The organism is Streptomyces sp. NPDC042201, assembly GCF_055582185.1.
Genome location: NZ_JBVJDS010000001.1, coordinates 285,970 through 302,171 on the forward strand (window position 1 = coordinate 285,970; position 16,202 = coordinate 302,171).

Below are 16,202 nucleotides of genomic sequence, written 5' to 3' on the forward strand. Positions count from 1 at the left end.
GCACCGTACGTACAGCGAATCTGTACGTCACCGGTGCGACGGCCCTCGTGTCAGCTACCTGGGGCCGGGACGCTATCCCCCGGGGGCCCCGAAGATCCCTCCGTTGCCACCGTTCTGGCCGCCTTGATCGGCTCCGGGCGGCGTTGAGGGAGAGTTGGTGACTCCCCCGTCGCCGCCTCCGTTGGCCCCGCCTTGATCAGCACCCTGGTCGGCGCCCTGGTCGGCCCCGCCGTTGTCACCGCAGCCGAACCACTGGTCGCAGCTTCCGCTCGGGGTGATGTCGGACTCGGACGGAGTCACGGACGGCGTCTGTGAAGGCGTCTGCGAAGGCGTCTCGGACGGGGTCGGGCTCGGCGTCGGGGACGGCTCGGCGCCGCCGCCGTAGACGGCCTCACCGATGGGCTCGGGCGTGGGGAAGGGAACGGCCTCCTGACCCTTGACCGCCTCTGCCATGTAGTCGTGCCAGATCTCGGAGGGGAAGGACGCACCGTGGATCGACTCCTGGTCGCCGGTGCCGTACATCTCGAGGAACTCACGATTCTTGTTCGTCGCGTCGTCGTCCATCCGGTACATGTCGATGGCGGTCGACAGCTGCGCGGTGTAGCCCACGAACCAGGCCGACTTGTTGCCGTCGGTGGTACCGGTCTTCCCGGCCACCTCGCGCCCCTCGAGCTGTGCGTTCGTACCGGTGCCCTTCTCCACCACGGTCTTCAGTACGTCCGTGACGTTGTCCGCGACCGCCGCAGGGAATGCGTCCTCCGTCTTGTCCTTGTGCTTGAAGACGACATCGCCGCCCTTCAGCACCTCGTCGACGGAGTAGGGATCCCGCTGCTTGCCGCTGGACGCGAACGTGGCGTAGGAGCCCGCCATCCGGATGGCGCTCGGAGAGGAGATACCGATCGAGAACGACGGCACATTGGACTTGGAGAGCGTGTCGTCATCCCGGAGGCCGGCCCTGATGGCGGCGTCCCTCACCTGAGGGATGCCGACGTCCATGCCCAGCTGGACGAACGGGGAGTTGGCGGATTCCCTCATGGCCTCACGCAGATCAATGGGACCGTACGACCGCTGGCCGTCGTTGGTCTGCAGCCACTCCTTGTCGTCCTTGTTGGTCCAGGTCGAACCGTCGTAGTTCTTGATCTTCAGCTTGTTGTCGCCGTTGTACACGGACTTGTCCGGCGATACGGGCGTGCGCTGGTCCCTGCTCTGTGTCTCCGGGAGCTTGGGATCACGCACACCGTCCTCCATCGCCGCGGCCAGCACGTACGGCTTGAAGGTCGATCCGACCTGGGCACCCGTCTGGTCGGCGTTGTTGGTGAAGTGCTTGGTGGCGTCCTGTCCGCCGTAGATGGCGACGATCTTTCCGGTCGCGACGTCCACCGAGGCACCACCGAATTGGACATGCTTGTCGGTCTTCGGGCGCTTCTTGGGGTCGATGTTGGCGTCGTAGACCTTGGTGACGGCCTTACGCAGCTGCTCGACCTTCTTCTTGTTGAAGGTCGTGTGGATCTCGAAGCCGCCCTTGGACAACGCTAGAGCTGTGTAGCCCTCAGTGTTGTTGTTGATGAAGTACGCCTTGGCCAGGTCGACCAGATAGCCGATCTGTCCGCCCAGCTGGGCGTTCTTCTTCGGGGGGTCCGGCATCGGGAACTCTTTGTACTTGGCGCGCTCAGTGGCGTCGAGATGGCCGTCCTTCTCCATCTCGTCGAGGATCCACCGCCAGCGCTTCGTGGCGTTCTCGGTGTTTTCCTTCGCGGTGGCTGTCGGGTCGATCTCGGTGGCGCCGGCCGGGTCGAAGTAGGTCGCGCCTTTGAGGAGCGTGGCGAGGAAGGCGCACTCGCTCGGGTTGAGGTCCTTGGAGTCCTTGCCGTAGTACGTACGGGCCGCGGCCTGGATGCCGTAGGCGCCGCGTCCGTAGTACGACGTGTTCAGATAGCCATGCATGATCTCGGGCTTGGTCTTCTGGGTGCCGACCTTCATGGAAATGAACAGCTCTTTGAACTTGCGGTCCAAGGTCTGGCTCTGGTCACCCAGCATGGCGTTCTTGACGTACTGCTGGGTGATCGTGGATCCACCCTGGGTCTGGCCGCCCTTGGCCATATTGACGACGGCCCGGCCGATACCCATCGGGTCGATCCCGGAGTCCTCTCTGAACGACTTGTTCTCCGCGGAGATGACCGCGTTCTGCATCGCCGCGGGGATCTGCTCGATCCCGACAATCTGCCGGTTGACCTCACCCCCCGTGGAGACCATCGGGGTGCCGTCGTCCCAGTAGTAGACGTTGTTCTCGGCCTTCGAGGAGAGCTGTGCACTTGGCACATCGACCACGGCGTACGCGATGGTTCCCGCGACCATGACCGAGCCGAGGAAAGCGACGCAGAGACCGGTGGTCTGCTTCCAGGAGGGCACCCATCGATGCCAGCCGTACTTGTCATGGCGCGGATAGTCGATCAGCCGCTTCTTGGACGGCTGCCCGCCCCGGCCGCGGCCGGGGCCGTCAGGCCCGCCGCCTCCGCGCCGGCCTCCGCCGGATCCGCCATGACCGGCGCCCCCGCCGTCGGGAGCGCGCCTGCGGCCGCCCTTCTGGGCGGCCCGCCTGGCTTCGGCTCGGCCGCCGTAGGAACGCTCCTCCTCGTGCGAACCGGAGGGCGAAGCCGAAGCGGCTTCTCGGGAAGGGGCAGCGCGGCGGCCGGACGGCTGCTGGGCTGCACGCCTGGCCGCGGCACGACCGCCACCCTGCGGCTCTGGCGGTTTGCGACGGTGCTCGCTCATCGAACGACTACTCCTCGGGCAGGCGCGGACGCCTGGAAGCGGCAGTTGAGTTCCGGTCCCCCCGAAATGGATACGGACCAGCCCGGCATCAGGCTCATCCGGCATGCATCCGGTAGGCCGACAGTCTTGACGCTTATCGGCGCCACACGGTTCCCGGTGGTCTGCATGCCGCACAGACTACGCACGGTCAAAACCCGCCGAGAGCTGAAGTTCACCCCAAATCAGGCAAGTTGCTTCATGAGAATTGTCAATGTGACCTCGTTCACCATGGCCCCTCTTGTCGCGGCAGCATCCTCGTTCTATCGTGCTGATGTATCGAGTCGATACATCAGCACGGCATAAGGTCCCGGACAGGAGGAGGCGAAGGGTGAGCAGACGCTCGGGCATCCTTGAGTTCGCTGTCCTCGGTCTGCTCCGCGAGTCCCCCATGCACGGCTATGAGCTGCGGAAACGGCTCAATACCTCGCTGGGGATCTTCCGGGCCTTCAGCTACGGAACGCTCTATCCCTGTCTCAAGACGCTGGTCGCCAACGGCTGGTTGATCGAAGAGCCGGGCAGCGCTCCGGAAGACGCGCTCGCCGCTTCCCTCGCCGGGCGCCGCGCCAAGATCGTCTATCGGTTGACGGCGGAAGGTAAGGAGCACTTCGAGGAGCTCCTCTCGCACACCGGACCCGACGCCTGGGAGGACGAGCACTTCGCTGCTCGGTTCGCCTTCTTCGGTCAGACGGAGCGCGAGGTGCGGATGCGGGTGCTGGAGGGCCGCCGCAGCAGGCTGGAGGAGCGTCTGGAGAAGATGCGCGCCTCCCTGGTCCGTACGCGCGAGCGCCTCGACGACTACACGCTTGAGCTGCAGCGGCACGGCATGGAGTCCGTGGAGCGCGAAGTGCGCTGGCTGAACGAGCTCATCGAGAGCGAGCGGGCGGGGCGGGATCAGAGACGGTCCTTCCCCGGGGATCCCGCCGCGCAGGAAGACACATCTGGAGAAGCGGACGGCCTGCCCCGGCACCGGGATGCCGCGTCTTCCGGGGGCATGCCCCCGGGACGTCCCGGACCGCCGGATCCGTCCGCGGACACCGCCACGTGAGGTCCTGCATCTCCGCAGGGTTTCATCAGGAACACTGAGATCACACAGGGAGCAAGCGGAATGGGTTCGGTTCGCGTAGCCATCGTCGGCGTGGGCAACTGCGCCGCCTCACTGGTGCAGGGCGTCGAGTACTACAAGGACGCCGACCCGGCGGGCAAGGTACCGGGTCTGATGCACGTCCAGTTCGGCGAGTACCACGTACGGGACATCGAGTTCGTGGCCGCCTTCGACGTCGACGCGAAGAAGGTCGGCCTCGACCTCGCGGATGCCATCGGCGCCAGCGAGAACAACACCATCAAGATCTGTGACGTGCCGTCCACGGGCCTCACCGTCCAGCGCGGTCACACCCTCGACGGTCTGGGCAAGTACTACCGCCAGACGATCGAGGAGTCCCCCGAGACGCCGGTCGACATCGTCCAGACCCTCAAGGACAAGCAGGTCGACGTCCTGGTCTGCTACCTGCCCGTGGGTTCCGAGGCCGCTGCCAAGTACTACGCGCAGTGCGCCATCGACGCCAAGGTCGCCTTCGTCAACGCCCTCCCGGTCTTCATCGCCGGCACGAAGGAGTGGGCGGACAAGTTCACCGAGGCCGGTGTCCCGATCGTCGGTGACGACATCAAGTCCCAGGTCGGCGCCACCATCACGCACCGCGTCATGGCGAAGCTCTTCGAGGACCGGGGCGTCGTCCTGGACCGCACGATGCAGCTGAACGTCGGCGGCAACATGGACTTCAAGAACATGCTCGAGCGTGAGCGCCTGGAGTCCAAGAAGATCTCCAAGACGCAGGCGGTCACCTCCCAGATCCCCGACCGCGACCTGGGTGCCGACAACGTCCACATCGGCCCGTCGGACTACGTCGCCTGGCTCGACGACCGCAAGTGGGCGTACGTCCGTCTTGAGGGCCGCGCCTTCGGCGACGTCCCGCTGAACCTGGAGTACAAGCTCGAGGTCTGGGACTCCCCGAACTCCGCGGGTGTCATCATCGACGCCGTGCGCGCCGCGAAGATCGCCCAGGACCGCGGCATCGGCGGCCCGATCCTCTCCGCGTCCTCGTACTTCATGAAGTCCCCGCCGGTCCAGTTCTTCGACGACGAGGCCCGCGAGAACGTCGAGAAGTTCATCAGGGGCGAGGTCGAGCGCTAGAGCCCAGCTTTCCCCGTCCATACGAGAAGGGTCTCCGGGCTGCTTGTCCGAGACCCTTCTCGTATGTGCTGCCGGCGCGTATGTGACGCTGGTCCGCATGCCTGTTGTACGTGATGATCTGCGCGTACTGCTGCGCCTCAGCGATTTTCGCCGGCTGCTGGCGGTCCGTCTGCTCTCCCAGGCGGCTGACGGCGTCTTCCAAGTCGCGCTCGCCGCCTACGTCGTCTTCTCCCCCGAGAAGCAGACCTCGCCCGCCGCCATCGCTTCCGCCATGGCGGTCCTGCTGCTGCCGTACTCGGTGATCGGCCCGTTCGCCGGCGTACTGCTGGACCGCTGGCAACGCCGCCAGGTGTTCCTGTACGGGAACCTGTTGCGGGCCCTACTGGCGAGCTGTACGGCGCTGCTGATCCTGGCCTCCGGGCCCGACTGGCTCTTCTATGCCTCGGCGCTGTCCGTGACCGCTGTCAACCGGTTCGTTCTCGCCGGACTCTCGGCCGCTCTGCCTCATGTGGTCGACGACGACCGTCTCGTCCTTGCGAACTCGCTCTCCCCGACAGCCGGAACGCTCGCCGCGACCACGGGCGGCGGACTCGCCCTTCTCGTACGGCTGACGGCCGCGGACTCCGATGCCGTCGTCATGCTGCTGGGCGCCGTCCTCTACCTCGGTGCGGCGCTCACCTCGCTCCTGATGGCACGGGAGCTCCTCGGACCCGCGGCGGCCCTCGTCCAGCCGCGATTGGGAGCCGCCCTGACGTCCACCGTGCGGGGACTCGCGGCCGGACTACGTCATCTCGCGGAGCAGCGGGCAGCGGCCCGTGCGCTGGCCGCCATGACGGTGATGCGCTTCTGCTACGGGGCGTTGACCGTGATGGTGCTGATGCTCTGCAGGTACGCCTGGACGGAGCGGGAGTCCGACGGGCTGGCGCTGCTCGGGTTCGCTCTCGCCCTCTCCGGCGCGGGATTCTTCACCGCTGCGGTGCTCACGCCATGGGCGGTGGGGCGGCTCGGTCCGTCCGGGTGGATGACGGTGTGCGCGGGGACGGCAGCCATCCTCGAACCGGCCCTGGGGCTGGCCTTCGCACCCGTTCCCCTGCTGATAGCCGCGTTCGTGCTCGGCCTGGTCACGCAGGGCGCGAAAATAGCCACGGACACCGTGGTGCAGACAGCGGTGGACGATGAGTTCCGCGGCCGGGTCTTCTCCCTCTACGACGTCCTCTTCAACGTCGCCTTTGTCGGCGCTGCCGCTGTGGCGGCGGTCATGCTGCCCCCGGACGGCCGCTCGGCGCCCCTCGTGGTGACGGTTGCGATCCTCTACGCCGTCACCGCCGTGACCCTGATACGCAGGAGGCGATGTTTCACGTGAAACATCGCCTCCGGAGTAGTGCGCGCCGGTCATGTTTCACGTGAAACATGACCCGCTTGACTTCAGTTCTGCGCGGCCCACCATTCCTTGAGGGCAGCGACGGCCGCATCGTGCTCCATCGGCCCGTTCTCCAGTCGCAGCTCCAGCAGGAACGTGTACGCCGCCCCGATCACCGGACCGGGGCTCACGCCCAGGATCTCCATGATCTGGTTGCCGTCCAGATCGGGCCGGATGGCGTCGAGCTCCTCCTGCTCCTGGAGTTGGGCGATGCGCTCCTCCAGGCCGTCGTACGCCCGGGAGAGCGCGTTCGCCTTGCGCTTGTTCCGTGTGGTGCAGTCCGAGCGGGTCAGCTTGTGGAGCCGCCCCAGCTGCGGGCCGGCGTCGCGTACATATCGCCGCACCGCGGAGTCGGTCCACTCGCCCATCCCGTAGCCATGGAAGCGCAGGTGCAGCTCCACCAGCCGCGTGACGTCCTTCACCAACTCGTTGGAGTACTTGAGCGCGGTCATCCGCTTCTTGGTCATCTTCGCGCCCACCACCTCGTGGTGGTGGAAGGAGACCCGGCCGTCCTGCTCGAAGCGCCGCGTCCGGGGCTTGCCGATGTCGTGCAGGAGCGCGGCCAGCCGCAGCACCAGGTCGGGTCCGTCCTCCTCCAGGTCGATGGCCTGCTCAAGGACGGTCAGTGAGTGCTCGTAGACATCCTTGTGCCGGTGGTGCTCATCACTCTCCAGACGAAGCGCCGGCAGCTCGGGCAGCACCCGGTCGGCGAGCCCGGTATCGACGAGCAGCGCCAGGCCCTTGCGCGGGTGAGCGGAGAGGATCAGCTTGTTCAGTTCGTCACGTACCCGCTCGGCGGAGACGATCTCGATGCGGTCGGACATGGCTTCCATGGCCGCGACGACTTCCGGGGCCACCTCGAAGTCCAGTTGCGCGGCGAAACGCGCGGCCCGGAGCATCCGCAGCGGATCGTCGGAGAAAGACTCCTCAGGGGTGCCGGGCGTACGCAGCACCTGGGCGGAGAGATCCTCCAGCCCGCCGTGGGGATCGATGAATTCCTTCTGCGGCAGCGCGACAGCCATGGCGTTCACCGTGAAGTCCCGGCGTACGAGGTCCTCCTCGATGGAGTCGCCGTAGGACACCTCGGGTTTGCGTGACGTCCGGTCGTAGGCTTCCGAGCGGTACGTCGTCACCTCGATCAGATAGCCGTCCTTCTGGCTGCCGACCGTACCGAAGGCGATCCCGACCTCCCACACCGCGTCCGCCCACGGCCTGACGATCTTGAGAACGTCCTCCGGCCGGGCATCGGTCGTGAAGTCCAGGTCATTCCCGAGCCGGCCGAGAAGGGCGTCCCTGACCGAGCCGCCGACCAGGGCGAGACCGAATCCGGCTTCCTGGAACCGGCGGGCGAGATCGTCGGCGACGGGGGACACCCGCAACAGTTCACTGACCGCGCGGCGCTGCACCTGACTCAGTGCGCTGGGATTGTCTTCATTGGCGTTCGGCACAACAGAAAAGGGTACGTGCCGCGGCTCCTGCGGGCGCCCCTGTTTCGGTCTCCCCGGCCTCCGATGCATAGGTTTCCGGCGGCGCATGAGATTCTTAAGATCATGTGGAGCAGTCCCAAGCACTTCGCCACAGCGCACATCGTTACCATGCGTGGACGCAATAATCGACAACCACCAACGGCAACCAACGATGACGAGGGACGGGCGAGCGCGTGGCGGAGGCGGCAGACTTCCAGGGGACGGGTCACTCTCCTGCCCGCCAGTGGCTGCGGCGCACAGCCTCCGTGATCGCAGGAGCGCCGCTCCTGGCCGGACTATTGGCAGGCACGGGGGCCCCGGCGGCTCAGGCCGCGCCGGCGGCCAGTGGCTCCCGCACGGTCGATGTGGCGCTCGACACACTGAGCCCCAGCGCGCCGGTGAAGGGCGACACACTCACCGTCTCCGGCACGGTGACCAACGAGGGCAAGAACACCATCACCGGCGCCCAGGTGGATCTACGGGTGGGCCCGCGGCTGTCCGGCAGGACCGCGATCGACGATGCCTCCAAGCGCTCGGGCAACGCCTCGGGTGATGTGGCTCCCGTCGGTGGCAAGTACAAGGTCACCTTCCCGAAGCTCGCGTCCGGCATCCCCCAGGACTTCACCCTCTCCGTACCGGTCGGCGAGCTCGGACTCGGCGAGGACGGTGTCTACCAGCTCGGTGTCTCACTGACCGGGCAGACCGCCAACGCACCGTACGAACAGGTGCTCGGCATCCAGCGCACTTTCCTCCCCTGGCAGCCCGAGGCGACGGACCAGAAGACCCAGCTCACCGCCCTCTGGCCGCTGATCTCTACGCCGCATCTCTCCGCGGAGACCGGCTCGGACGATCAGCAGACCGCGGTCTTCGAGAACGACGACCTGGCCAAGGAGCTGGCCCCCGGTGGGCGGCTGGAGCAGATGGTCTCCCTCGGCAACGAGCTTCCCGTCACCTGGGTGATCGACCCCGATCTGCTCGCCACCGCCGATGCGATGACCCGGAACTACCGGATCAGAAACGGGAAGTCCACCATCCCCGGCAAGAACCAGGCCGTGGCCAACCAGTGGCTCAACAACCTTGAGAAGGCGGTGCAGGGCCGTAAGGTCATCGCACTGCCGTTCGCCGACCCGGACCTGGCGTCGCTGGCACACCGCGGCAAGGGAGTCTCCGGCGCGCTCAGCCATCTCCAGCCCGCCACGGACGTGGCCGGGAAGACCGTGGAGACCATCCTCCATGTGAAGCCGTCCGTCGACTTCGCCTGGCCCGTGGACGGCGCGATCGACCCCTCGATCGTCGATGTCGCGACCTCGGCGGGCGCCCACAAGGTGATCACCCGCAGCGACAGCCTGCAGGACAACCTGCCGTACACCCCCAGCGCCGCACGGCCGATCGGCGGTGGAACCACGGCTGTCGTCGCCGACACCCGGCTCTCCACCGCCTTCCAGGGCGACATGACGGCGGCGAGCAGCTCCACTCTCGCGGTCCAGAAGTTCCTCGCCCAGTCACTGGCCCTGACCCTGCAGGAGCCCGACAATCAGCGCAGCGCCGTCGTCGCGCCCCAGCGCATGCCGACGGCCGCCCAGGCGCAGTCCATGGCACGCGCGCTGCACGGTCTGGATCCCGAGCGGTGGACGGAGCCGGCCGATCTGATCGCGGCGGCCGCGGCCAAGCCCGACTCGGACGCCACCACCAAGGTGCCCGGCTCTTCGCGGTATCCGAAGAAGCTGCGTAGCCAGGAGCTGCCGACCCAGGCGTTCGTGGAGATCAAGAACACGCAGGACCGGCTCGAGAACTTCAAGGCCATCCTCAGCGCACCCGACCGTGTGGCCGCTCCCTTCGGCAACGCGATCAACCGGGCGATGTCGACCTCCTGGCGCGGCGAGGCGGGCGGGGCCCAGCAGTACCGCTTCACGGTGGAGCGCTATCTGCGGGACCTGACCACCGAGGTACAGCTCATCCCGAAGTCCGTCCTCACCCTGTCCGGACGCAGCGCGACGATCCCGGTGACCGTCCAGAACAAACTGCTGCAGGGCGTCGAGGAGCTGGTGCTGCGCCTCAAGTCCGACAACCCGACCCGCCTCAAGATCGACGGCGACCGGGCTGTCGCGGAACGGCCCATCAAGATCGACGGCGGACACAGCCAGTCGGTGAAGTTCACCGGCGCGGGCAATGCCAACGGCCCGGTCCAGGTGACCGCCCAGCTCTACACGGTGGACGGCAAGCCGTACGGCGACCCCATGACCTTCCAGGTCAAGGTCTCCGAGATCACGACCACTGTGATGCTCGTCATCGCCGGCGGAGTACTGCTGCTGGTCCTCGCCGGGGTCAAGATGTACAGCCGGCGCAAGCGCGCGGTGGCCCGTAGGGCGGCCGCGGAGCCCACGGACAACGACGAGGGCGTCGACGACCCCGGGAGCGCGCCCGGCACGGACGGCTCGCAGGCCGCGAAGGACACAGAACCCGAGCAGCCGAGTGACCCGACACCGGACACCGGACCGCAAAGCGCGGACCCGTCGGGTACGGGTGAGAAAGTGGACCGTTGAGCGATGTCGTGGCCGGTCGGCCGGGGACGATGAGGTGGGGTAACCATGAACGCGCCGTACGACGGTGACCGCGGGCAGGGCGCGGGCGGCGATCCGGCAGGCCAGGTTCCGCCTTCTCCGCAGCCTGCCCAGGATCCCTATGTCCAGGATGCTTACAGCCAGGACCCCTACTGGTCTCAGGACCTCTCCACGCAGGACCCGGTGACCGAGGCGCTGTACGACCGCGCCTCGCATCCACCGCCGCCTCCGGGCACGTACCAGGAGACCCAGCAGCTGTACCAGCAGCCGCCCGCGCAGCAGCACGCCCCCGATCCCCGGGTCTGGGCCCAGACGCCCCCGCCCGAGCCCTCCGGGCCTTCCCGGCGTCTGCCGTACGGGGACGACCCGAGAACCACTCAGTTCACGGGCGTCGACGAGCTGGTCTCCGAGGCCGGAGACGAGCCGCCGCCGCCGAACGCCTTCGCACATCTCTACCGCGACCAGCAGGTCACGGTGCCAGGCCCGGCCGCACCCGCGCCGGCCTCGGCGCCGTCCCCGGCCAAGAAGCCGGGCGGCCGGGCCGCGGGTCTGCTCAAGTCCAGTGCGGTGATGGCCGCGGGCACGCTGGTCTCCCGGCTCACCGGCTTCGTACGGAGCCTGGTGATCACCGCCGCCCTGGGCGCGGCCCTGCTCGGTGACTCCTTCACCGTGGCCTACACCCTGCCGACGATGATCTACATCCTCACCGTCGGCGGTGGCCTCAACTCCGTGTTCGTACCGCAGCTCGTGCGGGCGATGAAGAACGACAACGACGGCGGGGTGGCCTACGCCAACCGGCTGCTGACCCTCGTCATGGTGGCACTCGGCGCGATCGTGGCCCTCGCCGTGTTCGGGGCGCCGCTGCTGGTCCGGCTGATGTCGGACACGATCGCCAGCGATCCCGCCGCCAACAACGTCGCCGTCACCTTCGCCCGCTACTGCCTGCCCACGATCTTCTTCATGGGCGTGCACGTGGTGATGGGCCAGATCCTCAACGCGCGCGGGAAGTTCGGCGCGATGATGTGGACCCCGGTCCTCAACAACATCGTCATGATCGCCACGTTCGGTCTGTTCATCTGGGTGTACGGCACCGCCGCCGACTCGAGCATGACCGTCCGTACGATCCCGCCGGACGGCGTACGGCTGCTGGGCATCGGTACGCTGCTCGGCCTCGCCGTCCAGGCGCTCGCGATGATCCCTTACCTCCGTGAAACCGGGTTCCGGTTCCGCCCGCGGTTCGACTGGAAGGGCCACGGCCTCGGCAAGACGGTCAAGCTGGCCAAGTGGACCGTGCTGTTCGTCCTCGCCAACCAGGCGGGTGTGCTGGTCGTCACCCAGCTGGCCACCGCCGCCGGCGAAGCCTCCGGCAAGGACGGCACCGGCATCCTCGCCTACAGCAATGCCCAGCTCATCTGGGGCATGCCGCAGGCCATCATCACTGTCTCGGTCATGGCCGCGCTGCTGCCCAGGATCTCCCGGGCCGCTCACGACGGCGATCCGGGCGCGGTACGCGACGACATCTCCCAGGGACTGCGTAATTCCGCGGTCGCGATCGTCCCGATCGCCTTCGGGTTCCTCGCCCTGGGTGTCCCGCTCTCCATCCTGATGTTCTCGTCGAGCGGCCTGGAATCCGCACGGTCCATGGGCTTCATCCTCATGGCGTTCGCCCTCGGACTCATTCCGTACTCCGTGCAGTACGTCGTGCTGCGCGGTTTCTACGCCTACGAGGACACCCGGACGCCCTTCTACAACACCGTCATCGTCGCCGCGGTCAACGCCGCGGCGTCCGCCCTCTGCTACGTCGTGCTGCCCCCCCGTTGGGCCGTGGTCGGCATGGCGGCGTCGTACGGACTGGCCTACGCGGTCGGCGTGGGTATCGCGTGGCGCAGGCTGCGGAACCGGCTGGGTGGCGATCTGGACGGCGGCCGCGTGCTGCGTACGTACGCCCGGCTCTGCCTGGCATCCGTCCCGGGAGCCCTCGCGGCGGGCGGCGTCGCCTACGCCGTCCTGCACAGTCTCGGCAGCGGCGCTCTCGCCTCGTTGGCGGCGCTGGCCGGCGGCGGGATCGTCCTTCTGGGGCTCTTCTTCGTCGCGGCGAAGAAGATGCGGATCGAAGAACTCAACGCCATGGTCGGCATGGTGCGCGGACGTCTCGGACGCTGAGGCGGCGCCGCCGAGCACAACCATCCTCGGTCGCCGCGTGTCGTGCATAGGGGCCGACTGTGGGCACAATTGGCTTGGCTGTTGGATAGTGCGCAACGGATGGGGAGGCAGGAGCGACGGTGGCGGAACGTAGCACGGCTGCCGTCGACGTGGCCGACAACAGCGGTGATGAGCCGCTGACCGCCAAGGCGGGCAAGGCCACGACCGACGGGTTGACGAAAGCCCAGGACACGGCGGAGAAGTCCGCGCCGGACACGGGCGGTGAGCGGCAGAGCACCGAGCCGGCCGGCGCGTCGCCCGAGCTGCACAGCGGCCACAAACTCGCCAGACGCTACCGTCTGGAGGAGTGCGTCACCCGTCTGGACGGTTTCAGCAGCTGGCGTGCGGTCGACGAGAAATTGCGCCGTGCGGTAGGCGTCCACCTCCTTCCCGCCGACCATCCGCGAGCCCGTTCCGTACTGGCCGCGGCCAGATCAGCAGCCCTGCTCGGCGACCCGCGCTTTGTACAGGTCCTGGACGCCGTCGAGGAGAACGACCTCGTCTACGTCGTCCATGAGTGGCTGCCGGACGCCGTCGAGCTCACCGCTCTCCTCGCCTCGGGGCCGATGGACGCCCACGACGCCTACCAGCTGGTCAGCCAGATCTCCCAGGCCATGGCCGCCGCCCATCGCGAAGGCCTCGCGCATCTGCGGCTCACGCCAGGAGCGGTACTGCGGACCTCCTCCGGCCAGTACCGGATCCGTGGCCTCGCCGTGAACGCCGCTCTGCGCGGAATCAGCGCCGAGCGGCCGCAGCGCACCGACACCGAGGCGATCGGCGCGCTCCTCTATGCCGCGCTGACCCAGCGCTGGCCGTACGAGACGGACGCCTACGGGCTCTCCGGCCTGCCCAAGGGTGTCGGGCTGATCGCCCCCGACCAGGTACGCGCCGGCGTCCACCGCGGTCTCTCGGAGCTCGCCATGCGGGCCCTGATCAATGACGGTGCCACTGCCTCCCGGCAGGAACCACCGTGCACCACCCCGGACGAGCTGGCCGCGGCGGTCGCGGAGATGCCGCGTGTCCGGCCGCCGGAACCCACCTTCACCGCCCCGCCCGAATACCAGCGCACCACCTACCAGCAGGGCACGTACGGGCGGCCGCCGTCGGTTCCCGGGGCGCCCGCCCCCGCACCGGTGATGCCGCCGCCCCCGCTTCAGGGCCGTACCGGCAAGGCGCTGAAGTGGACCGTCGCCGCGCTCCTGATCGCCGCCCTCGGGCTCGGCAGCTGGCAGGTGGCCGACCGGCTCCTCGACGGGGGACGGGAGGGGAGCGACACCACTCCCACCGAGACGACCACCGGAGACGGTGACAAGGCGATCCAGCCCGGAAAGCCGGTCGCCATCGCCGGCGCCCGGGATTTCGACCCGCTCGGCCAGGACAAGTCCGAGAAGCCCGCCGGGATAAAGAACAGCTATGACGGCGACCCGAGCACGTTCTGGAACACCGACGGCTACTTCAGCTCGGACTTCGGCCGCCTCAAATCCGGCGTCGGCATCATCCTGGATCTCGGCACGGCTCAGCAGATCGGCCAGGTAGACGTCTCCTTCCTCGGAGGGACCACCGCCGTCGAGCTGAGGGCCGCGTCCGCGGACGCGACATCCCAGCCGGGCGCACTGGACGGTTTCACGAAGGTTGCCGAGGGATCCGGTGAGAAAGTCGCCCTCAAGCCCGGAAAGCCGCTCCAGGCACGGTACGTTCTGATCTGGCTGACCGATCTTCCGAAGACCAGCGACGGTAACTACCGGGGCAAGGTCTCGGAGATCGAGATCACCAGCTGACCGGACCAGGGGAGGGGGCTCACCGTTGGACGACGCCGCACTCGGCGACACAAGTGATCAGGACCTTCTGAGCGCTCATGTCGCAGGCCACCCTCATGCCTTCGGTGAGCTGGTACGGCGCCACCGCGACCGGCTCTGGGCCGTCGCCCTCCGGACCCTGGGCGACCGCGAAGAAGCGGCTGACGCGGTCCAGGACGCCCTGGTCTCCGCCTTCCGCGCGGCCCACACCTTCCGCGGGCAGTCCGCCGTGACCACCTGGCTGCACCGCATCACCGTCAATGCCTGCCTCGACCGGGCCCGTAAAGCCGCGTCTCGCAAGACCTCCCCCATGGATGACACCGAGCGGCTGGAACAGCTTCTTGAGCCCCATGAGTCGGCGGAGGCCCCTGCCGAGCGCCGAGAGCTCCACCGCCAGCTGCTGGCGGCGCTCGCCAAGCTCCCCATCGACCAGCGGGCGGCGCTGGTGCTCGTGGACATGCAGGGCTACCCCGTGGCGGAGGCCGCGCGCGCCCTGGGCGTGCCCGTCGGCACGGTGAAGAGCCGCTGCGCACGCGGCCGGGCGAGACTTCTGCCCATGCTCACTCATCTGCGGGGGGGCACCGGGGATAACAGCGGCATGGGCCGGGGAAGGAACCGGACGCCGGGGGCATCCGTCCCACCGGCATCGGGACCAAGGGATTCAGGACCAAGTGATCCTGCTGCAGCGAAGGGCGGAGGTGGGCGCGCATGACATCTACGGCCGACATGACTCAGCACCCGGATGTCTCGGAGATCTCCGACCTGGCAGAAGGACTGCTCTCGCCGTCTCGTACCGCTGATGTACGGAGCCACCTCGACGGCTGCGTGCTCTGCGCCGATGTCCGTGATTCGCTGGACGAGATCAGGGGACTGCTCGGCACTCTGCCCGGACCGCCCCGGATGCCTGCCGATGTCGCCGGGCGCATCGATGCCGCCCTCGCGGCGGAAGCGCTCCTGGATGCGACCGCACCGGATGACGCGGCTGCGCATGTTTCACGTGAAACAACGCCCTCCTCCCAGAAGCCCGCCGCCCCGGCCCTCCCGCCCTCGGACTCCACGCCCGCAGACTCGACAACGGCAGATGCCGTACCGGCCGACCGCCCTGCCGGCCGTCCACGGGCCGCCACCGGCCCCGGTCGCAGCAGTCACGCCCGCCGGCGCCGGCGCAACGTCGTCCTGGGCACCGTGTTCGGAACAGCCGCCGTGGGTGTCAGCGTTCTTCTGCTCCAGTCCCTGCAGTCGCTGCAGTCTTCGAGTGACAGCTCGGAGGCCGGCTCGGGGATCAGTGCCACGGCGAATGACGGCAAGGAATTCTCGGAGCCCCGTCTCCAGGGCCGCGTGGACGCACTGCTGGCCTCCGGCTCGGCGTCCAAGGGATCCAAGGAGCCCAAGACCGACCGGCAGGGTGCTCCGACCGACCGGGGTGCCTCGAACTCCCCGCTCTTCCGTCCCGAACCCGACGTGCCCCCCTGCGTTCGACAGGGCACCGGCCGCACCGAGCCGGTCCTCGCGGTCGAGAAGGGCACCTACCAGGGCAGTGATGCCTACCTCGTCGTCCTGCCGGACTCCGCTGACGCCACCCGGGTCGAGGCGTATGTGATCGACGGGGCATGCGTGGACAGCGCCCCGTTGGGCAAGGGAAAAGTTCTGCTGACTCACTCCTACACTCGCCACTGACGACACCCTCCGTGCCGCTGGGTCACCGCGGGAATGCCGGACCCGTAGGATCCGTTGGATGGGGTGAAAGTCGTTGATCCG

General features: G+C 67.9%; 10 protein-coding genes. 8 read left to right on the forward strand and 2 right to left on the reverse strand.

Going from position 1 to position 16,202, the window contains the following annotated elements; all coding sequences use genetic code 11:
* Positions 1–72 precede the first annotated feature (72 nt).
* Positions 73–2,772 carry a transglycosylase domain-containing protein gene (locus ACZ6MZ_RS01235; RefSeq protein ID WP_469349059.1) on the reverse strand — a complete coding sequence of 900 codons (2,700 nt, stop codon included), beginning with the start codon at positions 2,770–2,772 and terminating at the stop codon, positions 73–75.
* A 367-nt stretch (positions 2,773–3,139) separates the two neighbouring features.
* On the opposite strand from ACZ6MZ_RS01235, the gene ACZ6MZ_RS01240 reads away from it, so the two are divergent.
* The 3 genes from ACZ6MZ_RS01240 (at position 3,140) to ACZ6MZ_RS01250 (ending at position 6,362) form a co-directional block, all read left to right on the forward strand.
* Entirely contained in the window at positions 3,140–3,856 is a 717-nt protein-coding gene (locus ACZ6MZ_RS01240) for a PadR family transcriptional regulator (protein WP_384328890.1), read from the forward strand.
* A 60-nt stretch (positions 3,857–3,916) separates the two neighbouring features.
* Positions 3,917–4,999, forward strand: coding sequence for an inositol-3-phosphate synthase (locus ACZ6MZ_RS01245; RefSeq protein WP_386877005.1), 1,083 nt, complete (start codon positions 3,917–3,919; stop codon positions 4,997–4,999).
* 97 nt (positions 5,000–5,096) lie between these two features.
* Positions 5,097–6,362: an MFS transporter gene (locus ACZ6MZ_RS01250; RefSeq protein ID WP_469349062.1), complete on the forward strand. Its 1,266-nt coding sequence runs from the start codon at positions 5,097–5,099 to the stop codon at positions 6,360–6,362.
* Positions 6,363–6,424: 62 nt separating this feature from the next.
* Here the strand turns inward: ACZ6MZ_RS01250 and ACZ6MZ_RS01255 are convergent, their stop codons facing one another.
* Complete coding sequence (locus tag ACZ6MZ_RS01255) at positions 6,425–7,867, reverse strand: CCA tRNA nucleotidyltransferase (protein WP_389675142.1); 1,443 nt, start codon at positions 7,865–7,867, stop codon at positions 6,425–6,427.
* Positions 7,868–8,079: 212 nt separating this feature from the next.
* On the opposite strand from ACZ6MZ_RS01255, the gene ACZ6MZ_RS01260 reads away from it, so the two are divergent.
* The 5 genes from ACZ6MZ_RS01260 (at position 8,080) to ACZ6MZ_RS01280 (ending at position 16,121) form a co-directional block, all read left to right on the forward strand.
* The gene (locus tag ACZ6MZ_RS01260) at positions 8,080–10,428 is read left to right on the forward strand and encodes a DUF6049 family protein (protein WP_469349064.1); all 2,349 of its coding nucleotides are present in this window, start codon (positions 8,080–8,082) and stop codon (positions 10,426–10,428) included.
* Positions 10,429–10,473: 45 nt separating this feature from the next.
* Positions 10,474–12,609, forward strand: a complete 2,136-nt coding sequence (gene murJ, locus ACZ6MZ_RS01265) for a murein biosynthesis integral membrane protein MurJ (RefSeq protein ID WP_469349066.1) — start codon at positions 10,474–10,476, stop codon at positions 12,607–12,609.
* Between the two features lie 119 nt (positions 12,610–12,728).
* Positions 12,729–14,426 (forward strand): protein kinase family protein, encoded by a 1,698-nt coding sequence (locus tag ACZ6MZ_RS01270; RefSeq protein ID WP_469349068.1) that lies wholly within the window; start codon positions 12,729–12,731, stop codon positions 14,424–14,426.
* Positions 14,427–14,451: 25 nt separating this feature from the next.
* Positions 14,452–15,156 carry an RNA polymerase sigma factor SigM gene (sigM, locus tag ACZ6MZ_RS01275; RefSeq protein ID WP_469349070.1) on the forward strand — a complete coding sequence of 235 codons (705 nt, stop codon included), beginning with the start codon at positions 14,452–14,454 and terminating at the stop codon, positions 15,154–15,156.
* Positions 15,153–16,121, forward strand: a complete 969-nt coding sequence (locus tag ACZ6MZ_RS01280) for an anti-sigma factor family protein (RefSeq protein WP_469349072.1) — start codon at positions 15,153–15,155, stop codon at positions 16,119–16,121. The genes sigM and ACZ6MZ_RS01280 overlap by 4 nt, the downstream gene beginning before the upstream one ends.
* Positions 16,122–16,202 lie beyond the last annotated feature (81 nt).

What these genes read in the sequence shown, in the direction of transcription:
- ACZ6MZ_RS01235 (WP_469349059.1), bottom strand. Translation starts at nt 2,772, where the DNA reads ATGAGCGAGCACCGTCGCAAACCGCCAGAGCCGCAGGGTGGCGGTCGT.
- ACZ6MZ_RS01280 (WP_469349072.1), top strand. Translation starts at nt 15,153, where the DNA reads ATGACATCTACGGCCGACATGACTCAGCACCCGGATGTCTCGGAGATC.
- ACZ6MZ_RS01250 (WP_469349062.1), top strand. Translation starts at nt 5,097, where the DNA reads ATGCCTGTTGTACGTGATGATCTGCGCGTACTGCTGCGCCTCAGCGAT.
- murJ (WP_469349066.1), top strand. Translation starts at nt 10,474, where the DNA reads ATGAACGCGCCGTACGACGGTGACCGCGGGCAGGGCGCGGGCGGCGAT.
- ACZ6MZ_RS01245 (WP_386877005.1), top strand. Translation starts at nt 3,917, where the DNA reads ATGGGTTCGGTTCGCGTAGCCATCGTCGGCGTGGGCAACTGCGCCGCC.